General features: G+C 47.0%; 19 protein-coding genes. 10 read left to right on the plus strand and 9 right to left on the minus strand.

What is annotated here, in order from left to right; all coding sequences use genetic code 11:
* Positions 1-125 precede the first annotated feature (125 nt).
* Positions 126-1,355 carry an MFS transporter gene (locus L7D49_RS04765; RefSeq protein ID WP_238079830.1) on the minus strand — a complete coding sequence of 410 codons (1,230 nt, stop codon included), beginning with the start codon at positions 1,353-1,355 and terminating at the stop codon, positions 126-128.
* A 297-nt stretch (positions 1,356-1,652) separates the two neighbouring features.
* Here L7D49_RS04765 and L7D49_RS04770 point away from each other — a divergent pair, with 297 nt between their 5' ends.
* From L7D49_RS04770 to L7D49_RS04790, 5 genes are all read left to right on the plus strand, one after another.
* Entirely contained in the window at positions 1,653-4,082 is a 2,430-nt protein-coding gene (locus tag L7D49_RS04770; RefSeq protein WP_238079683.1) for an EAL domain-containing protein, read from the plus strand.
* A gap of 82 nt (positions 4,083-4,164) precedes the next feature.
* The gene (locus tag L7D49_RS04775; RefSeq protein WP_238079684.1) at positions 4,165-4,332 is read left to right on the plus strand and encodes a hypothetical protein; all 168 of its coding nucleotides are present in this window, start codon (positions 4,165-4,167) and stop codon (positions 4,330-4,332) included.
* Positions 4,333-4,651: 319 nt separating this feature from the next.
* On the plus strand, positions 4,652-5,953 hold the full coding sequence (locus L7D49_RS04780; protein WP_238079685.1) for a uracil/xanthine transporter: 1,302 nt from the start codon (positions 4,652-4,654) through the stop codon (positions 5,951-5,953).
* A 39-nt stretch (positions 5,954-5,992) separates the two neighbouring features.
* Complete coding sequence (locus L7D49_RS04785; protein ID WP_238079686.1) at positions 5,993-7,930, plus strand: GTP-binding protein; 1,938 nt, start codon at positions 5,993-5,995, stop codon at positions 7,928-7,930.
* A gap of 85 nt (positions 7,931-8,015) precedes the next feature.
* Positions 8,016-8,606: a DUF6434 domain-containing protein gene (locus L7D49_RS04790; RefSeq protein WP_238079687.1), complete on the plus strand. Its 591-nt coding sequence runs from the start codon at positions 8,016-8,018 to the stop codon at positions 8,604-8,606.
* Here the strand turns inward: L7D49_RS04790 and L7D49_RS04795 are convergent.
* Complete coding sequence (locus L7D49_RS04795) at positions 8,584-9,195, minus strand: class I SAM-dependent methyltransferase (protein ID WP_238079831.1); 612 nt, start codon at positions 9,193-9,195, stop codon at positions 8,584-8,586. The genes L7D49_RS04790 and L7D49_RS04795 overlap by 23 nt on opposite strands.
* 113 nt (positions 9,196-9,308) lie before the next feature.
* On the minus strand, positions 9,309-9,650 hold the full coding sequence (locus L7D49_RS04800; protein WP_238079688.1) for a thioredoxin family protein: 342 nt from the start codon (positions 9,648-9,650) through the stop codon (positions 9,309-9,311).
* A 137-nt stretch (positions 9,651-9,787) separates the two neighbouring features.
* On the opposite strand from L7D49_RS04800, the gene L7D49_RS04805 reads away from it, so the two are divergent.
* Entirely contained in the window at positions 9,788-10,018 is a 231-nt protein-coding gene (locus L7D49_RS04805; protein WP_238079689.1) for a hypothetical protein, read from the plus strand.
* Between the two features lie 356 nt (positions 10,019-10,374).
* A complete protein-coding gene (locus tag L7D49_RS04810; RefSeq protein WP_238079690.1) occupies positions 10,375-10,581 on the plus strand; it encodes a hypothetical protein in 207 nt (68 codons plus the stop codon).
* An 89-nt stretch (positions 10,582-10,670) separates the two neighbouring features.
* Here the strand turns inward: L7D49_RS04810 and L7D49_RS04815 are convergent, their stop codons facing one another.
* Positions 10,671-13,727, minus strand: coding sequence for an efflux RND transporter permease subunit (locus L7D49_RS04815; protein ID WP_238079691.1), 3,057 nt, complete (start codon positions 13,725-13,727; stop codon positions 10,671-10,673).
* Between the two features lie 194 nt (positions 13,728-13,921).
* Between L7D49_RS04815 and L7D49_RS04820 the strand changes: the two genes are divergently transcribed.
* Genes L7D49_RS04820 through L7D49_RS04830 form a run of 3 tightly spaced genes read left to right on the plus strand, consistent with a single transcriptional unit; the run spans position 13,922 to position 16,022 of the window.
* Positions 13,922-14,707, plus strand: coding sequence for a class I SAM-dependent methyltransferase (locus tag L7D49_RS04820; RefSeq protein WP_238079692.1), 786 nt, complete (start codon positions 13,922-13,924; stop codon positions 14,705-14,707).
* 25 nt (positions 14,708-14,732) lie between these two features.
* Complete coding sequence (locus L7D49_RS04825) at positions 14,733-15,590, plus strand: helix-turn-helix domain-containing protein (RefSeq protein WP_238079693.1); 858 nt, start codon at positions 14,733-14,735, stop codon at positions 15,588-15,590.
* A gap of 51 nt (positions 15,591-15,641) precedes the next feature.
* Complete coding sequence (locus tag L7D49_RS04830; RefSeq protein WP_418895848.1) at positions 15,642-16,022, plus strand: VOC family protein; 381 nt, start codon at positions 15,642-15,644, stop codon at positions 16,020-16,022.
* 38 nt (positions 16,023-16,060) lie between these two features.
* Here the strand turns inward: L7D49_RS04830 and L7D49_RS04835 are convergent, their stop codons facing one another.
* The 5 genes from L7D49_RS04835 to L7D49_RS04855 form a co-directional block, all read right to left on the minus strand.
* Positions 16,061-17,332 (minus strand): cation:dicarboxylate symporter family transporter, encoded by a 1,272-nt coding sequence (locus L7D49_RS04835; RefSeq protein WP_238079695.1) that lies wholly within the window; start codon positions 17,330-17,332, stop codon positions 16,061-16,063.
* A gap of 117 nt (positions 17,333-17,449) precedes the next feature.
* The gene (locus tag L7D49_RS04840; protein ID WP_238079696.1) at positions 17,450-18,355 is read right to left on the minus strand and encodes a response regulator; all 906 of its coding nucleotides are present in this window, start codon (positions 18,353-18,355) and stop codon (positions 17,450-17,452) included.
* 3 nt (positions 18,356-18,358) lie between these two features.
* Positions 18,359-19,627: a sensor histidine kinase gene (locus L7D49_RS04845; protein WP_238079697.1), complete on the minus strand. Its 1,269-nt coding sequence runs from the start codon at positions 19,625-19,627 to the stop codon at positions 18,359-18,361.
* Positions 19,628-19,651: 24 nt separating this feature from the next.
* Positions 19,652-20,833, minus strand: a complete 1,182-nt coding sequence (locus tag L7D49_RS04850; RefSeq protein ID WP_238079698.1) for an MFS transporter — start codon at positions 20,831-20,833, stop codon at positions 19,652-19,654.
* A 15-nt stretch (positions 20,834-20,848) separates the two neighbouring features.
* The gene (locus L7D49_RS04855) at positions 20,849-21,274 is read right to left on the minus strand and encodes a MarR family winged helix-turn-helix transcriptional regulator (RefSeq protein ID WP_238079699.1); all 426 of its coding nucleotides are present in this window, start codon (positions 21,272-21,274) and stop codon (positions 20,849-20,851) included.
* Between the last annotated feature and the right edge of the window lie 73 nt (positions 21,275-21,347).

A 21,347-nucleotide genomic window follows, 5' to 3' on the forward strand; every position in this document is an offset into this window, starting at 1 on the left:
CGGAAATCAACATTTTCTATTATTACTTCCATTGTAAAAGAAAAAAGACTGTAGGCAAACTCTGTAATTTCTCGAGTTTGTCTACAGTCTGAAGCGCCATCCATTTATTTGGATGGCGCTTTTTATTACCGCGCGGCAAGCTCTGATTCAGGTTTAGGAACGAGATAAAGAATCGTTCCACCGATGATAAACAAGATGACCAAGCTAAAAACACCATATGCGGAACTGCCTGTTAGCTGGGCCGTGACACCGAGCAATAACGGACCCATTACAGACGCAAATTTACCAAAAATATTATAGAAACCGAAAAACTCGTTCGCTTTTTCCTTCGGCACGAGCTGCGCATAATAAGAACGGCTCAATGCCTGAATGCCGCCCTGCGACGAAGCGACTAACATGGCCAATATCCAGAAGTCGAGCGTCGTTTCAAGGAAGAAGGCGTACACACACACTGCAATGTAAACAAAGATGCCGACATAGAGCATTCGCTTTACAGAAAACTTCTGAGCCAGCCGGCCATATAAAATAGCAAACGGCGCAGCAACAACCTGTGTAACAAATAAGATGATTAGAAGACTTGTTGCATCAATGCCCAAGTCCGTCCCATACGCAGTCGACATGGAAATGATGGTGCCTACCCCATCGATATAGAAAAAGTACGCAAGCAGAAACAGGAAAACCGTCCGATACTTGCGGATTTCTTTAAATGTCGCTCCTAAGCGGCGAAAACTCCCCGCCAGCAGTCGAGGCTCCCGTTCAATCCCGTACTGTTGCACAACATTTTTAAGCATTGGAATCGTAAAGCTGAACCACCAGATACCTGTAATGACAAAGGCAATCCGGCTCGCCGTGGACGTTCCGATCGGCAGCACGCCTTTCTGCGCCAGCAGAATAACTGCGATGCTTATAATAAATGGAATGGTACTCCCGATATACCCTAGCCCAAAGCCCCTAGCTGACACATCATCCATTTTATCTTCCGATGTTACATCCACAAGAAAGGCGTCGTAGAATATATTCGCCCCATGAAAACCTACCGCCGTGATTGTATATAAAACAAGTAACATGAACCAATTGTCTCCGGGAACGAACGCTAATGAAACGGTCGATAGCGATCCCAATAAGAAAAAGGCGAAGAAAAACTTCTTTTTTAATCCTTGGTAATCTGCAATTGTGCCAAGAATCGGGCCGATCATCGCCAGGATGAACGTTGCAATGGCCACCGTGTAGCCCAAATAAGCCGTTGAATGGGCCAGGCTCACTCCCGCATCAGTCGCCACCGCTTTGTAGTACAGCGGAAAAACTGCTGTCGTGATGATAATGGAATAAGCTGAGTTGGCCCAATCATAGTACATCCAACTCTTCTCCGTTTTCGTATATTTCTTTTTCAAAATGCTCCCCCTTCCCTCTTACTCTCAGTTTACAATCAAAACGACCAGAACAGTAGAGAAAACTTGTTTTTATTTGTAAAAATTCCGTCAATCTTCTTCCAGACTGCAAGTAGATAACGAGATAGTAAGATGGTATAATCGGATAAACAATAAATAAGAAAAAGGTCATTATGATTTCGTAAAAATTATATATGAATTATCATTCATAGTACCAACGGATTACTTGCATTGCCACCCATCTAGTGGAAAGGAATAGAAGCTATGATTATAGAGGAATTAAAAAAGCATCCATCTATTTATCTGCTCGTCAATCAAAAATTTTGCATATCCACGGCAGACCGGGACGGAATCCTTCTTCATGTAAACGAAAACTTTTGTACTCTTTCTCAATACGATGCATCTGAATTGATCGGAAAAGATTTTGGTTTATTAAACCCCGACTATGATAAGGACAAATTCTTTGCCGAGATGAACGAGGCTTTTCTGAGCAATCGCTACTGGCATCGCAAAATTAAAAGTGTGGCAAAAGACGGTTCACCCTACTGGGTCGAGGCGATCATTTCCCCTATTTTTAATGAGCAAGGCGAATTTGATGGGTTCATTTCCGTAGATACGGACGTGACGGCATCGGAACTCACAAGCGAGCAATATATCGAGACTGTCGAGAATCTACGGAATATCGAAAATGCACTCGATCACTCTTCAGTCGTGGCAATAACCGATTCAAAAGGGATCATCACGTATGTGAATGAGAAATTCTGTGAGCTCTCGCAATACTCGGAAGTTGAACTGATCGGCAAAACACACCGCGTCGTCAACTCGGGCTTTCATCCAAAAAGCTTTTTCCAAGACATGTGGGAGACGATTGGAAGCGGACAAGTCTGGCAAGGAGATATCCAAAACCGGGCGAAAGACGGTTCGCTCTATTGGGTGGCGACCACTATCGTCCCCTTCCTGGGTAAAGAAGGGATGCCAGTTCAATATATTTCAATCCGCCACGACATCACTGCACGGAAGCAGGCGGAGCAATCACTTGAAATTGCATTGCTCAATGACTTTAGGCAAACGGTTAAAAATCTGCAAAATGCGATCTTCAAATATAAGCAGGATGAAAGCGGAACGATCACGTTTACGTTAATGGAAGGAAAAACTGCTGAGAAATTAGGGGTTACAGCTGATTCCTTAAACAATGGAAAACTTAGCGTGGAGTACGGCGAAAAAGAGCTATCATGGCTCTCTCCATTGTTCCATCAAGCACTTGCTGGCGAAACCGTTCAATTTGAGCTCCCCTTTTCATCCATGACGTTTCTCGTTTACCTCTCCCCTATTTTTAGGGATGGCCAGGTAGAGGAAGTGGTAGGCACGGCGATCGACATTACCGAACGCATGGAAGCGGAACGGGTCATTGAACATATGGCTTATTACGATTACCTGACCGGATTGCCAAACCGGCGGATGCTCCAGGAACAGGTGGCAGATTGGATCCAATATGCACAAGAGGGCAACTCAGAATTTTCCTTGCTCTTCATGGACTTGGATCGATTTAAAATGATCAACGATACGCTAGGGCACCATGTCGGGGACGAATTGTTACAAGCAGTCGGCAAAAGATTGTCTCTCTCTGTGGGTGAAAAGGATTTTGTTGCACGGCTAAGCGGCGATGAATTCGTCGTCCTCGTTCGTTCAGGCGATCGCCCTGCAGTGCAAGCCATTGCTGAACGAATCGTGGAGGATCTGTCTTATCCGTACCTGTTGGGGCAGCACGAAGTCTTCGTGGCGCCAAGCATTGGCATCAATTTCTATCCGGCAGATGCCACGGATTACAATTCCCTGATGAGAAATGCGGATTCCGCCATGTATCTGGCAAAGGAATCCGGCCGCGGCACGTATCAATTTTTCACAAAACAACTGCACGATGAATTAGTAGAGCAAACCATGGTAGAAATGGAATTGCGGCAAGCCTTGCAGCGCAATCAATTATCTCTTGCCTACCAGCCACAATTTGATTTGAAAACGGGCCAGATGAAAGGAATGGAAGCCTTGCTCCGCTGGTATCATCCGATACGCGGATTCATTTCCCCCGCCTATTTCATTCCGATTGCGGAGGATAACGGATTCATCCTGCCCATCGGCGAGTGGGTGCTGAAAACGGCCTGCCGCGACGCAAAAGAATGGCAGCAGCAAGGCTTGCCGCCCATGCGAATCAGCGTCAACGTATCCATCCGGCAATTCCGGCAACCTTCTTTCGTATCAGATGTCAAAGCAATTCTGGACGAAACAGGACTCGAACCGCAATACCTCAACTTAGAAATCACCGAAACCATCATGTCCGATGTCCAGCATGGCAAACTAATATTGCAAGAACTGCGCAACCTGGGAGTCAACGCAAGCATCGACGACTTCGGTACAGGCTACTCCTCCTTGATCTATTTAAGTAAATTTCCACTCACTCACTTAAAAATCGATCAAGCATTTATTCGCGAGCTGGACGAAAACAACACAATGATCGTCAAAGCCATCATCGACCTAGCCAAAAATCTGAATCTGCAAGTCGTCGCAGAAGGCGTCGAAACCCAAGACCAAGCCTGCTTCCTCAACAAGCTGCACTGCGACGAAGTCCAAGGCTACCTGTACGCCAAACCCCTCTCAAAAGCAGACTTCACCCGCTTGCTGGAGGAACAAAAAAATTAAAATTGAGCCGCGCCCTCTATTGCAGGGCCGGCTTTTTTTAATGAGCATCTGCTGAAGGAATCAGCGGACGCGGAGCGCTGTTATGAAAGGCGGCTCGCGGCATTATACGAGCGGTTGGCAACAAAATACGAGTGGTTGCTGGCATTATTCGAGCGGTACCCGGGATATTCGAGCGGTTGGCAACTGGATACGAGTGGTTGCTGGCATTATACGAGCGGACCGGCGATCGAAGCGTGAACCAACCTCATAGGAGCGCCCGGACTTAGGTGTCAATCCGCGGCAAACCCTCATGTACTGGAACACTTCATTCCGCGCTGAATGCTTTTGACAATTTAGGCTTTGTTTCATAGATATCGCAGGCGGGCTTATGCGCCATCTTGGTACGCCGAAGATGTGATTCGAGCACGCATGCGCCACTGACCCAACGTTAAAACACCTGTCCTCATTTTCATTGAACATTCTAATTTATCTATCATTATATAGTCAGGCGGAATACTTTTATGGTATAGTAGCTCCTAATTAATTGTTTCGTAACCTAGAGTAAGTGCTTGGGGAGGTTGGTGTTATGCATGAGGGCTAGTCAATCCGTTACACTGCTGGCGGGATTTCAATGGTTGTTTTTCATGTTTGCAAATACGGTGGTCATTCCGATATCGATAGGCAGTGCATTTGATTTGGAGCAGGTGGAAATTGTGTCAGCGATTCAGCGATCATTCATCCTCACGGGGATCGCTTGCGTGCTACAAGGTTGGATCGGCCATAAGCTTCCATTGATGGAAGGACAGTCAGGGCTGTGGTGGGGTGTCATTTTGAGTTTGGCGGGAACCGCGGATGCGCTCGGAATGGAATTGACAACGGTCGGTGGAAGCATTGCAGTGGGTGCCATGATTTCGGGAGCACTTCTAGCGGTTTTCGGTCTGCTGGGCATAGGTGAATTGTTGAAGAAGTGGTTCACGCCAGCCGTCATGTTCGTGTTTCTTTTATTGCTAGCCAATCAATTGATTTCTATCTTCCTGAAAGGGATGGTCGGCTTGAATGAAGGGTCTGTCATTGATATGAAAATGGCCGGCTTTTCCTTTCTGCTCGCTACCTTCACGATTCTCATCCATGTAAAGGGCAAAGGTATAATCAGCCGGTTGAATCTTTTGATCGGCATGGTGGCAGGCTGGGTGGCGTCATCTTTCTTTTTCCCGTCTGAATCGGAGGAAGCGATACATACAACCCCCTTCCTTCAGTGGTTTCCCTGGGGCGAGCCGGCATTGGAGTGGGGCATTGTCCTGACTGTCATTATGGCGGGTTTGTTGAATACGACAAATACGGTCGCTACCTTAAAGGAATCCGAGGATCTATTCGGCAAAGTGACAACCCGTTTTCAATATAAGTCTTCTTTCTTTTTAACAGGAATCCTGACAACCTTATCCGGAATGCTTGGTCTTGTCCCCTTTGCGCCGTACGCCTCTTCTCTTGGCTTCCTCCAGTCGACCGGCATTCGTGAACGCACTCCTTTTTTTCTTGGGGCCGCCTTGTTCATTGTTTTAGGTCTCTCCCCTTCCCTGACAGCTTTCTTTTCCACCATCCCGCACAGTGTCGGCAACACCGTCCTGTTCGTCGCTTATTTGCAATTATTCCGCTCTTCGCTACGCAATATCGAAGGGTTATCATTCGAACCGAAAACGGTGTACCGTGTTGCTTTGCCTGCGCTTGTCGGCCTGGCCGTCATGACCTTTCCGGCAACGGTGTTTACTCCGTTACCGGAACTCGTCCAGCCTTTACTTTCGAACGGGCTTTTAATGGGCATTCTATCAGCTCTTATCTTAGAACTCTTCTACTGGTTCGGGCCACGGATCAAGCGCTTGCCGATCGGAAAATGAGTTATAATGGAGGGAAGCTGAAACGACGAGGTGTACACGATGTTTAAAACGATAGGAATTCTTGCACATGTCGATGCGGGCAAGACAACATTTTCCGAGCAATTGCTCTTCCACACGAACAGCATCCGGACACGGGGACGGGTCGATCATCAGGATACTTTCCTCGATAACCATGAAATCGAACGGAACCGCGGCATCACCATCTTTGCGGAGCAAGGAAATTTCACATACAACGATTCCATTTATACAATTATTGACACGCCAGGCCACGTCGATTTTTCACCGGAAATGGAACGGGCCATTCAAGTAATGGATTTTGCCATTGTTTTGATCAGCGCAGCTGATGGCGTGGAAGGACATACCGAAACGGTTTGGCAACTCCTGCAGAAACATCGGATTCCGACCTTCTTTTTTCTCAATAAAATCGATCGGGAAGGCACCGATATTCCTGGCATCTTAAATGAAATGAGCATGTCCTTTACAAGCGAACTTCTGGATTTATCCCAATTAAATGACGGGACCTTAACTGACGAACTCATTGAGTTTATTGCAGAAAGAGACGAAGAGCTTTTGGAGCGTTATATGGATGGGGAGTATGATGAGGCTGCATGGATGAATGCACTGAGACGCATGATCCAGGAGCTTCAAGTTTTCCCGTATGGCTGCGGCTCCGCGTTAAAAGATATTGGCATCCAGGAGTTTTTGGACGCCTTCGACCGCCTGACGGAGACGAATTATTCTGCGGAAGGTGAATTGGCAGCCCGGGTCTATAAAATACGACATGACGAGAACGGCAGCCGGGTAACGTTTTTAAAACTGACGAGCGGTACGCTCCGTGTGCGTGATGAAATAACTACCGCCACAGCGGTTGAAAAAGTGACCCAGTTGAGACGCTACAACGGGAAGAAATTTACGAATGATGATCATGCGGTCGCGGGTGAATTGATTGCCGTGACGGGGCTGGCTGAATCCGCCATCGGGGATGGAATCGGAACAATGCTGGACTCCGCTTCCTATGATTTGATTCCTACATTGCGATCCAGCGTCCGTTTTGATTCGTCCATCCCACTGAAAGATATGCTGCACGCCTTTCGAACACTCGATGCGGAGGATCCATCCTTGCAAGTCGTCTGGAATGAGCACGTCCAGGAATTGCATGTTCATGTGATGGGCGTCATTCAGCTGGAAGTGCTGAAGCAAGTCGTTCGTGACCGGTTCGGCTATGACATTGATTTTGGACAGCCGACTATTCTTTATAAAGAAACAATCTCAGCACCTGTGAACGGCTACGGGCATTTTGAACCGCTCAAACATTATGCGGAAGTGCATCTTCGAATTGAACCAGCAGAACGGGGTTCAGGCATATCCTTTGCAAATGAATGTCACGCGAACGACCTATCCGTTGGCAATCAAAACCTGATCAAGCACCATATATTTGAACAGGATCATCATGGCTTATTGACAGGTTCGGCACTTACTGACGTAAAAATCACATTGCTGACCGGTAGAGGCCATAATGAGCATACATCCGGGGGCGATTTCCGGGAAGCCACGTTCCGCGCCTTGCGACAAGGGCTTGAGAAAGCGGACAATGTCCTGCTTGAGCCGTATTATGACGTGAAAATCAAAATAGACATGGATCACATCGGCCGGGTCCTTTCGGATATCCAGCAGGCGCACGGCACGTTTGATCCTCCTGAAACACTCGGAGACAAAACGATCATCACTGCCCGCGTTCCCGTCGCTACCTTCATGAATTACAGCACCGTATTCGCTTCGTTCACGAATGGCAAAGGGGCGATGACACTGCGATTCAGCGGCTACGACGTCTGTCATAATCCAGACGCGATTATCGAGCAGATCGGCTACAACAAAGACGCCGATCCAGAGTACACGTCGTCCTCCATCTTCTGCGCCAAAGGGAAAGGCTACGCCGTCCCGTGGGATGAAGCGGAAGAAGCGATGCATTTATTATGAAATCAGGCCACCTTTCTGTAAGGTGGCCTGATTTGTATTGATTAATACGAACCTGCGTTCTACTATATAGAGAGGAGGTAAGTTCATGAGACCAATCTTAAATGCAGATATTTCAATTGAAGAGTTCTTGGATTATTACTGGCTTAAAGTAGAACTACAAGAGTTTTGCAGGGGAAACGGACTGAGCGCAGCAGGTTCAAAAGGAGAAATAACTGACCGTATCCGTACATTTCTACAAACCGGGGAAATAACAAAGCCGATGCGCCAGGCAACTGCTCGGCCAAAGAAACAAAAAGAATTAAATCTTGATACGGTCATTACAGAAGACCACCGATGCAGCCAACATGTACGGGCCTTTTTCAAAACGGTCATCCCGACGTTCCATTTTTCGACGTTCATTCAAAATTACTTTAAGCAAAACATCGGCAAAACTTATCGTGATGCAGTGACCGCTTGGCACGAGGAGGAGGAGCGAAAAAAAGATCCTTCCTATAAAAAGCAGATCGCTCCCCAATTTGAATACAATCGATTCATCCGAGACTACTTCGCCGATCCGAATAATAAGGGTAAAAGCCAGGCGGAGGCCATTGCAGCGTGGGATAACTGCAAAGGTCTGCCGGGAAGTCGTACATACCATCCTGTTTCTTCAAATGTCACGCCTGAAGCTGATAAATGAGAAATCGTTCGTCCTCATTATTTTCATAGATTCCGCCCAATTTGATTTCTTTGAGCAAATTGAAGGCCGTTTTGGTTTCAAGATATTGCACGTAATCCATCGATGGGTAATATAGAATGAGATCGATCGGCCGCCCGTGATCCGCAACCGATTCCAAAATGCGGCCGACGACCTTAGTGAAGACTTGCACGGAAAACGGATTGAAGAAATAGAAGCGGTTATCGGTCGGTGCCACTTCAAATGTTTCCGCGTAGCAGCGCTCAAAATGAAGCGGCCCATCCTTTTTCCTTTGTGCCTTGCCGCGATAATGAGATAAATTCGTCAAGGCATCCTCGTACAGTCGGCCATTCATCTCAATCCCGGTCACTTTACAATGAAAACGGTTGTGGATGTAAAAGGAGACCCGTCCCTTCCCACATCCATAATCGACAAAGCCATCTGACTTCTGAAGCTCGTATTCACGAAACAACTCGTCTAACGCATCATACGGAGTGGCTTCATATCGGTTATAGTGCGGAGACTGACTTAAGAGCTCAAGCGTCCCCTCTGTTTTAATACGCAGTTGATTGTCCATTTCCTTGGCATTCATGATGGGCGTCTCCCCCTTTCTTCCTTTCATTGTACAGATGGAACGGCCTGCCGGTCGAGTCTTGGACAATAAAAAAAGCGCTTGGAACTTTTCATTCCAAACACTCTTGTAAATCAAAGAACTTCTTCTAGAAAATCAAGGAAGTCTTGACGATTTAAATAACCAATATACGTTTTGACAACTTCACCGTTTTTGAAAAGATACAACGATGGAAATGCAACGATGTCGTATTTCAATTGCACTGGGTTTGATTTCGCTTCAAAGTCTTCATATGTGACCCAATGTTTAACGAACTTGACTTTATCGGATAAATCTTCTGCCACATCTTCTAAAACCGGTTCGAACGCTTGGCATGGACCGCATTCATCTGTAAAAAAATCAACAAATACCGGTAATTCGCTTTCCAATACTTCTTTTTGAAAATCCTCTGCTTTAACTGTCAATACGTGAGACATTTTGTTTCCCCCTATTCCTAAATCGCTTTGAGTGTTTCCCTGAATCCGGATTTCTCAATACTTGTACTCTAACGGGAATTGAAACGGACTACAATAGAGTGCGTTAAAGGCATCCTTTTTTAGGTTAATTCGGTCAGGTGGGACAGCTTTCCTGGCGTTCCGTTCATATGGCGTCTGTGGCTATTATTTGGTGCGGGCTACAGGTAATTTGGCACCTGTTGTGGCTAGTATTTCGCGCGGACTACAGCTTATTTGGCGCCCGCAATTATTATCTGGCGTTCGGCTTGATTTTCTGGCGTTCAGCCCGGTTTTCTGGCGTTCGTCCTGATTTTCTGGCGTTCAGCCCGGTTTTCTGGCGTTCATCCTGATTTTCTGGCGTTCAGACCGGCTTTCTGGCGTTCATCCTGATTTTCTGGCGTTCAGACCGACTTTCTGGCGTTCGTCTTGACATTCTGGCGTTCAGACCGGCTTTCTGGCGTTCGTCTTGATTTTCTGGCGTTCAGACCGGCTTTCTGGCGTTCGTCTTGATTTTCTGGCGTTCAGCCCGGCTTTCTGGCGTTCGTCTTGATTTTCTGGCGTTCAAACCGGTTTTCTGGCGTTCGTCTTGATTTTCTGGCGTTCAGACCGGTTTTCTGGCGTTCATCCTGATTTTCTGGCGTTCAGCCCGGTTTTCTGGCGTTCGTCCTGATTTTCTGGCGTTCAGCCCGGTTTTCTGGCGTTCGTCTTGACATTCTGGCGTTCAGCTCGGCTTTCTGGCGTTCATCCTGATATTCTGGTGTTCAAACCGGTTTTCTGGCGTTCAGACCGGCTTTCTGGCGTTCGTCTTGATTTTCTGGCGTTCAGACCGGTTTTCTGGTGTTCAACTATTATTTGGCGCGGGCTACAGCTTATTTGGCGCCCGCAGCTTTTATTTGGCGCCACCAACGGCTAATTCGGCGCCACCTGTAATTCACTCAAGTATGCAATGACCAAACATAACCCCTGCCTGCACAAAGTGGCAGGCAGGGGCTGTAAGATGAGTTATTTCACAAATTCCGGCACGCTTTTCGTTAGCGCTTTGTCTGTCACCTTCTCTGTTTCTTTCACGGCAGCCACTCGTCTAGTGACAAGACGGTACACCGCAGGAATCAACAGCAACGTAATGATAGTGGCAAACAACAATCCGGAGATGAGCACTGTAGCGAGCGGCGCCTGGTAATTGCCGGACGCACCGGATGCCAGGGCGAGCGGGAGCATGCCGCCTACTGTTGTCAGTGTCGTCATGAAGATGGGACGGATCCGCTGCTTCCCTGCTGCGACAAGCGCTTCCTCCACTTGCATGCCTTCTCTTCGTAATTGGTTCGTCCGGTCAATGAGCAGGATGGCATTGTTCAGGACGATGCCGATGAGCATAATGACGCCCATTCCGGATAATAGATTGAGTTCTCGCTGCGTCAGGAAGAGGCCAATGATGACTCCGATAATGGCCATTGGAATGACGGACATGACAATCAGCGGATGGCCGAGATGATTGAATTGGACTGCCATGACGAAGTAGACTAGGAACATCGCGATGCCAAGCACGATCGCCATTTCCATCATTAGCTGCTGTTGCTGCTCGATATCGCCGCCTGCGTCGATTGCATAGCCAGCTGGCAGATCGAACGAATTGATCACCTTTTGGACGTCCCGATTAATCGTTCCTAAATCTTTGCCTTCGATATCGGCCCCAATCGTGATGAAACGCTCTCCATCCAGATGCGCAATCTCTTTTGGTGTCTGTACCGATTTGAATTCAATTAATGAGGAGAGCTTTAACTCTCCCGCCGCCGTCGGAATTTCCATGTTCAAGACATCATTCGACGAGTTCGTTTTGGTTGCCCATCTGACCATCAGAGGGAGCTGTTCCTCGTTATAAGCCATTTCACCGACAGGCATGTCAATGAACGCTTGCTGTAGAAATTGTTTCACCTGCATCCTAGTTAATCCCGCTTCTTCAATTGCGGAATCCTTCAAAACGACCTGTTGCTGTGTCTGGCTGTTATCCATGGAATCCGTGATGCCGACAAGCCCTTTAATCGATGAAAGCTTCTTTGTAAAATCCTTCCCGATCGATTGAAGCTTCGAGAAGTCTTCCCCTTTGATCAACACTTGGACAGGTGACCCGCCTGGACCATCCATTGCACTTTGGACATTCTTAATTGGGGTTTGTTCCGTTAATGCCCGTAATGATTTTAGAATTTCCTCGTTCACTTCTTTTTGTTCCGTCTTGATCGCGTCGCCTTTTGTCATATTAATTATTCCGATGAGCAGATTCCCATTGTCGATAATGAACGTAGAGTCTACATCATCAATTGAGCCTAACTGCTGTGACACCTTTTGCACGACTTGCTCTTTTTCATTGCCTTCTACGCCAGGCTCCAACTCGATGAGAATTTCCGAATATCGATTGAAGATATCCGGCATGACGGTCATCGGAATTTTATTCACTAACGTGAGCGAACCTCCAAACAAGAGTAGGAAAAGGACAATGACAAGACCGCTTCTCCACTTCTTTCCGACAATCCAGGAAATCGAGGCGCCGTACTGCCTCATGACCTTGCCCTCCGCCTTTCCTTTCGTCGATTTTCGGTAGCGCAAAAACCGTTCCGAAAGTGTCGGAATGATGGTGAAAGCGACAAGGACGGAGCTGATCAATGTCACCGCCACGACGATAGATAAGATGATCATGAACTGACCCATGTCTCCTCCGATAAAACCAATCGGCAGGAATACAACGATCGTTGTCAGCATGGAGGAAATGACAGCTCCGGCGACTTCTTTCGTTCCAACTAGAACTGCATCGAGTTTGCCTAAACCGAGTTCTTTCTGCCGATAAATGGACTCCAATATGACAATTGAGGAGTCGACCATCATGCCGATGCCAAGCCCAAGACCGATCAGCGTCAGCATATTCAAGCTATAGCCCAGCAGGTAGACCGTCAAAAATGTCAGCAAAACAGACGTCGGGATGGAGATGCCGATAATCAGCGTCGCGCGGACGTTTCTCAAAAATAGCAATAAGATGGCTACCGCTACAATACTTCCGATCAAAATATTATCTGCCACGCCATCAATTGATTCCTGAACAAAGTCGGCTTGCGCCACCATTTCATTCAACTCAAAGTCTTTAACCAGCCCTTTCTCCTGAATTTTATCTACTTCCGCCCGGACAGCCTTTGCCATATCAAGCTGAGTCGCACCATTCGCCCTCCCAATCTGGATGAAAATCAAATCCTTAGAGCCGTTTTTCCATACATAGGATGCATTCTCAAGCGGCTCAATGGAGATCGAAGCGATATCGCCAAGAGGGATGTTCCCTGTAGCGGTCGGTATCTCCACTTTACGCAAGTCCTCTACATCCTCCACTTTTGTTTGCCAGCGAAGCAAGGAGCCATTCCCATCCTCAGCCTTCAGCTCACCAAGCGTCATTTCCGAATTGCCTTCCGAGATGCTTCCGATTACATAAGAGGCATCTATACCGAGCTCCGCCATCTTTTTACGATCCAATTGGATAGACACTTCGCGCTCTACCGTGCCTGATACATTGACGTCCTGTACTTCTTTCAAGCTTTCCAATCTCGGTTTTAACACTTGCCGTGCGAAAGAGGACATTTCCTCCATATCGCCGCCGGAAGCTTCCATGAAGAACTCATACCCTTGGCGCACCCCATATTGGCCTGTGTATGCTTCTTTAATTTCCGGATGCTCCGCACGGAGGCTGCTCACAACCCGCTCCACTTCCTGTATGGCTCCCGCTCCTTTTCCTCTGGCGAAAACCATATCGAGCTGCGTGCCGCCGAGCTTTGTTGAGGACTGGACCTTCTCCACATCCCCGAGCGCCAGCAATTTCTGTTCCAACGTGTTAGTAATTCGCTCTTCCACGTCGATCGCCGCCATATCCCCCGCCTCGATGACGATATATCCGCCGTCCGTTCCGACAGAAGGCATGATCTCTTTATCGAGCCGGAAAACGGCCAAGATCCCTAACAAAATGATCATGGCGGATAATAAACCGACCAACACCTTTTTCTGTACGATGCTTTCTAAAATTTTCACAAGTAAACCCCTTCCATTCATAATCAACTGACTGACTTAACCGTACCACTTGAGGCCAGCACTCTATAACGAGCCCCCGTCCGATTTCTCATTCAGCCTTAGGTCGTAGATTCAGACAAGTGACACTTAATCGTATAATGGGTCTACTCAGAAAGGTGCTTTCCAGTTAAGATTAGGAAAAGGAGGCGTTCGTCATGGAAGTGGATTTTGGTAAGGTGGCGAAAAGTTACGCGCAGTCTCGAAACGATCTGCCGGCAGAACTGATACCGGGCTTACATGCAAGAGGCGTGGATTTTTCCCAGAAGCGAATTGCAGATTTAGGTTCCGGAACAGGCGTGCTGACTCGTCTGTTGCATGACCAAGGAGCAAATGTCATTGGCATTGAACCGTCTAGCGAATTGATCGCAGAAGCCCAGCGGATTGATGCAGAAAAGGGAAATGAAATTGAGTATGATAATCGATTTTCCGAAGCCACGGGGCTGCCGGATTCTTCATACGATATGGCCGTTGCGTTGCGCGCCTGGCATTGGTTCGACCGGGAGGCCTCCCTGCGGGAAATCAAACGAATCCTGAAACCGCATGGACAGCTGCTCGTCATGGACTCAGGGTTTATGTCCATCGATCCGATTGTTGCGGAATCCATGGGGATTTTGAAAGATCATGTGCCCCCGGGTCTCATGAAACCGGCCGGCTCAAAAGCAGAGGCTTCCCAGTTCATCAACAGCTTCCCTATTGAGTGGTTTGAAGAATGGAAGCAGCACGGTTTTGATTTATTGGACACGTACAATTTTGAGTATACGGTTTCCTTCACAGCGGCTGAATGGGGAGAAAGGTTACGTTCTCTTTCCTGGTTTGTGAATCTGAAGGAAGAGGAACGGTTGTCCCTGACTGAAAAAGTGAGCTCAGCTCTTTCTGCTGTTCACGGCACTCAGCCTTTCACTATTCGACATCGTTTTTATATCGCCATACTTCAGAATTAATGACAATTAAGTTGGTGCTCGAAACATGAAAAAAGACGAATCGACCAATTTCATACTTCATGCCAAAAGCGATGAGTTCTACTGGGAAGGAGATGGGCAGCTGTCCATCAAAACCTTCTATGGAGGACGAGCGCTATACAAGACGGATAAAGGATTTTTCGCTGTGGAAGAAAATCGGTATTTATTGCTGAATGAAGGGGACTATACGATCGCCATTGACGAACTGCAAGAGGTCGAATCGTTCTGTCTCTTTTTCCGGCATGGTTTTGCCGAGGATGTTTGCCGGACGCTCACTGACACCTCTGATCAGCTATTGACCGATCCCTTTCGAGACAAGAAACAGATTGGATTTTTCGAGAAAACATACGAGATGAATACCGGCTTCTTCCGCCATCTTCAGAAAATGAAGCAGCACTATCCAGATCACAAACACGACCCACTTTGGCTGGAGGAGCAGTTTCATCAGACTATGCTTCACCTTGTATCGACCCACCAGTTTGTGGGGAAAGAGATGGAATCGCTACAAATGCAGCGAACCTCCACTAAAGAGGAGTTGTACAGGCGGATTGCGATCGCCGATGATTTCATACGTGCCTTTTACAAGGAGCCGATTCAATTACAGGATATTGCTCAGGCGGCATGCATGTCTACGAATCATCTATTGCGGTCCTACAAGCAGGTTTATGGCAGAACTCCTTACCAGCAACTGTCCGAGCTGCGCATAGCAGAGGCGAAGAAACGATTGGCTACTCATGAATGGACGGTCACCGCCATCGCACACGAACTCGGTTTTCAATCTTCCGCTTCCTTTAGCAAAGCATTTAAACTAGCTACTGGTCACTCACCTCTCGACTATCGAAAAAAGGTGATTTTGGACAAGTAGGCTTCAACATAATTCTGTAAGATAAACGTAAGAAGGAAAGGAGTGATGAGGGTGAATCAAACAATTACTAAAATCGGTCAGATTGCTGTACCGGTAAAGAACTTTGAAAGAGCGGTCTCCTTTTACGAAAATGTCCTCGGCGTACCGAAGCTGTTTGAGGCAGGCCAATTGGCATTTTTTGATTGTGGAGGCGTGCGTTTGCTGCTGAGCCCACCAGAAAAAGAGGAATTTGCGAATGCCAGCTCCGTTATTTATTTTCACGTGGAACATATTGACGAAGCGTATGCTGATTTCAAGGAAAAAGGCGTTCATTTCGCAGATGAACCGCACTTAATCGCCAAAATGGGCCAAACCGAAACATGGATGGTCTTCTTTACGGATACAGAAGACAACACGCTTGCCTTCATGAGTGAAAAGGTTGTAGCTGAATAATGAAAAGGAGCCCGATCGATGGATGGGCTCCTTTTTGTTTATGCTTCTTCTGCAGTCTCGAAGTATGTCTTCTGTTTTTGTTCATCAAAACGGCCTTCCCATTTCGACATGACAACCGATGCCAGCGAGTTGCCGACAACGTTCACAACCGTACGGGCCATGTCAAGAATCCGATCGATTCCCGCAATGAATGCCAACCCTTCAAGCGGAATACCAACAGTTCCGAGGGTTGCGAGCAAAACGACGAAGGATACACCCGGGACTCCTGCGATCCCTTTTGATGTGATCATCAATACGAGCACAAGTGTAATCTGCTGCATGATGCTCAAATCGATATTGTACATTTGCGCAATGAAGATAGCTGCAATGGCCTGATACAAGGTGGACCCATCCAAGTTAAATGAGTAACCTGTCGGCACGACGAAGGATACAACATCCTTTGGACAGCCAATCTTCTCCATCTTCTCAAGCACTTTCGGCAAAACCGTTTCCGAGCTTGATGTCGAATAGGCGAGGATCAACTCGTCCTTCAATACTTTAAAGAGGAAGAAAATGTTGAATCCGACGAGTTTCGCGATACCGCCAAGCACAATAAGGATGAAGAACGCCATAGCTGCATAGACGAGGATAAGCAATTTTCCAAGCGGCAGCAATGAGGATAAACCGAACTTCGAAATCGTTACACCAATTAAAGCGAATACGCCAAATGGAGCAAATCGCATGATCAAATTCGTTACCCAGAACATCGTATCCGCAACACCTGAGAAGAACGCCAGAACCGGCTTTCCTTTTTCCCCGATCGCGGCTACGCCAAGACCGAAAAGAACCGAGAAGAAAATGATCGAAAGCATATTGCCTTCCGCCATTGCTTGAATGACGTTACTTGGCACAATATTGACAAGTACATCCAAGAAGCTTTCATGTTGCACTTGCTCTGTCGTCTGGACATATTGGTCGATATTCCCCTTCGAAAGGGCTGACATACCTACCCCAACACCCGGTTTAACAATATTTGCAGCCAACAGCCCGACTACGATCGCTATCGTTGTGACAATTTCAAAATAGATAAGTGTTTTCCCGCCCAGTTTCCCAAGCTGCTTAATATCGCCTGTTCCTGCAACCCCAAGGATGAGCGTCGAAATGATGATCGGCACTACGATCATCTTAATCATATTAATAAACATTTTACCGATTGGATCTAAATATGTCTCTACAGCTGGATTTCCGTAAAAAATGGCACCTACTATGATACCTAACACGAGACCGATTAAGATCTGATACGCCAGTGGAAGTTTGAACAACTTTTTCATCTATAGGTCACCTCTTTCGTTTTGCAAGCGCTTTCTTTTCAAAAGAACCTTACGTTCAACTATAAGGTCAACCTACAGAAAACGACGCAATCCGACAAATCAGGATTGCGTCGTTTCTCATATTTTTTCAAATCGGGAGGCTCCGCTTTGTTTTTCCATTGCCTCAATACATAACACTTGAATGAATTTCTTACTGTTCACTTTAATTTTCGGGAGTGGATCATTCTCTTCCATCGCATTTACGAGCAAACGGATATCCTGCAAGTCGAAGTAGCGAGGCCCATAATACTCAAATTCCGGCAACGTGTAGTCAAGCACAGCAAGCGACGCGATATGTTCCATCGCTGCGTGGACAGCCCGCCGGATGCGCTGCTCAATTGCTTTGCTTTCTTTATGCAACGCTTCGCCCTCATATCCTTTTTGACGGGCGGATTGTTCGTATAACTCCTTCAGAGGAGGAAAAGAAGTAGTGAATTCATCGCGGGTGATCGTTAATTCCACTAATGAAATCAGATCGTCACTCCCCGCTTCCCCGGCGATACCCATATCCTTCAGAATGGATAATACGGTTCCCCGGAGCTGGACCGGTTTTCGCGCACTTTGATTTGTACCAAGATGAGATAGGGATTGCTGAATCGCCAGCAAGGATTGTTTGAGCTTCGCTTGCTCCGCCGTCTTGTTCAAGACACTTTGCACTTCGACCCGATTAATCGGCTTATGGATAAAAAACTCGATGCCCAGTTGATAGGCCTGGCCGACCATCTCTTTATTATCCACTTGGGAAATCATGATGAACTGTCCGATGTAGCCCAGTTCCTGCAAGCGTTCGATCATTTCCAAACCGTCCATATCAGGCATGAGCAAGTCGATCAACACGATATCGGGCCGGAGCGTCATCACCGTTTGGATGGTGGATGAACCACCGCCTTCTTCTCCAATGACCATGCCAAGACCGCCCTCAATAATGATTTGCTTCAACATGGCGCGGCTCGCCCGGTCATCGTCGATAATGAAATAACGCATTGTCTACTCAACCCGTTTCTGAATGTTTTTACAAGGTAATGCTATAGTAAAGATGGTTCCCTGTCCATTCGACCGCACTTCTATCGTTCCCTCTAAAGATTTGATAATATCCTTAGCGTGGGAAAGACCAATTCCCGTCGCCGCCACGCCTTGCTCATTGTATTTTGTCGTAAAACCGGGTTCAAAAATGATTGGCAGCAACTCTTCCGGAATGCCTTTCCCCGTATCCTGCACGCGAATAATGAGCTGGCCTTCATCAATTTCTGACGCAATTATAACCTGCCCTTCCGAAGGCAGTGCTTCCACCGCGTTTGCCACTAAATTATTGATGAGGGCAAGCAGTGCTGTCGCTGAATCCGTCTCCATATCTATCACGGAGTCCACTTGGAACGAAACTTGTTTACCAAGATATTCGGCGTATGTCCCGTTTGCCGTGACGACAAAACGGAGCAGTTCCGACAACCGGTAGGTGTTTCTGCTGTCTGGCCGATTCAGTTTTGCCAGTCCTGTTAACACGCGCTGTGCATCCTTTTTCACTTCATGGATTTCTTGGGCAATGGACAGTGCCTGCCTGCTGTAATCGACCAGTCCATCTGTTTTCAATTTCTGATACAGATCATGGCTTGCGAGTGTGACTTGTTCTATATGTTTCATCGACTTTTCAATATAAAGCGTTTCTGTATAAAGACCTGAACTCACTTCCATCATTTCTTGGATGCGCTTTTTTTGTTCATTCACTATCAACGCACTGTAAAGCCCAATGGCAAAGTAATTCCGGATGATCGCCACTCCGATCAGCAATAACCATTCTCCCATGCCGAACGAATAATGCGCCACCCATATGGAGCGAATCAGGTGCTCCGCGGTGTTTCCCGTAAGTTCTACGAAAGCGGCCCATGCACCTAAACGCAAGGGGGACGTCTGGGGGAACTTGAATATGGCCAAGTGCAGACCTGCCGCATAGATGAAGTAGAAAGCGAAGGCAGGCAAATGCTCCCGCACACTTTCTGCAAGCTCCAGATGACCGGACATCCCGTCTCCTGCCACCCGCAACAGAACGACAACAACCCCGGTCATGATTCCTGTCTGAATCAAAGACCGGGGAGGCCGAATGAGAATGTATAAGAAAAACGCAATGCTGCCCAGCCCGAAACGGAACAGCTCCCCATTAAACGGGATGACTTTAATTTCACTTGCAAAAGCCGTCAAGAAAGCAATGACAACCATCTGCATAATCTCTTTACGCCGGGTTGGCTGGGCATGGTTTCTCATGTTGTTCACCTGTCCATCTTAAACTTATTGCTTTGCTTCCATCGTACCTTTTCCACGTTTCCCGAACAACAAAACAAAGACGAACAAGGAAAGAAGCACAACGGCAGTCAACGTCAAATACATGCCGCTATAGCCTGTGTGTGGGATGACCTGGCCTAAGAAATACGGGCCAAAACCGAAGCCGCAATCCAAAAAGATATAGAACGTGGAAGTGGCAACGCCGATTCGATCCATTTCAATCCCTTTCAAGGCGATGGCTTGGGCACATGATTGGAAGTTCCCAAAACCCAGCCCGATAATCGCACCTGCCGCAAGCAGCATGAAACCATTATGCGCTTGGCTCAGCAGCAATAGACCTCCAGCAAACAAGATCAATGCCGGATAGACGATAAACTTCGCACCCTTCTCATCCAAAAGCTTGCCTGAGAAAGGGCGTGACAGCAAGACAACGAACGCATACACGAGGAAGAAGAAGCTTGCCGCTTTTACGACATCAATTTCCTTCGCGTAGAACGAAAGGAACGAAAGAACACCTGAATAGGATAGTCCGACAAATAAAGTGATGACCGAAATAGGCAATGCTCTTTTTTCGATAAACTGGGAATGGCTTTTTTCCTTCACCTGAACAGCAGCTGGTGCAGTTTCTTCTTCTCTGACGAAGAAAAACATGAGCATATTGATGATACTCAACACGAGGCAAAGCCAAAAAATAACTTGGAACGGATAATGCTGGCTCATGAAAATTCCGAGGAATGGACCGATAGCTGTAGAAAGAACGGTACTCATACTAAAATAACCGATTCCCTCCCCGCGTCGGGTCGGCGGAATAATTTTCGCCACCATCGTACCGGTCGCAGTTGAGGCAAAGCCAAGCCCAACGCCATGAATTAAACGGGTTGCCAGAAGAAGAGGCAATGTTGCAGCGCCAAAATAAAGACCTGTACCAATTAAAAAAACTACTAATCCGATGAATAGCAGTTTCTTGCTGCCGATTTTGGCAATTAAATTACCTGATCCGATCCTTGCGATCAATGTTCCGATAATAAAAATTCCCGACACGAGACCCGCTGTACTCGTTGAAGCACCGAACTCCTCTGCAGCGTAAGGCGCAATGGTCACCATGAGTAAATACATGACAAGCATAATAAAGAAATTGATGATCGAAATAATAATAAAATCCTTTGTCCATAAACTTTGTTTTTCCATCGACTCACTCTTTCGTTAGTTTAGATTTTCTTGGATGTTTTTCAAGACGGCCGTGGCGATTTCAATGTTTTCTGCAGGAACGCCCTTCAAAAAACCTTTATATAACGTATCCAGTTTCCCCATGATCTCATGGCATGCGGAGCTGCCGGATTCTGTCAATCGAATCCATTTTTCGCGCTTGTCCTGCCCCGGACGCACTTCGATATATGTCAGCTCCTCCAAACGCTGCAGAATTTTGGTGACACTCGGTTTTTCCACCTGCTGCCTCGTTGCAATCTCTGCCGGCGTCATGTCGCCCTCTTGGAAAAGTAATTTTAGGATGGTCCACTGTGAATTAAATAATCTGTATTCCGCAAGGACGGCATTTATTTCATTTAGCATCGGACGATGCACTTTGGCGTATTGCCCGAAAAACTGCAATTCCCTTGTTGTAATGTTCAACGCCTCCTCATAATTAAAATCATTAGTTAGCCTAATTAACTATACTAGTTAATCATAATTCAGTTTTATTGTC

It is taken from the genome of Sporosarcina cyprini (assembly GCF_022048975.1).
Lineage (GTDB): Bacteria > Bacillota > Bacilli > Bacillales_A > Planococcaceae > Sporosarcina > Sporosarcina cyprini.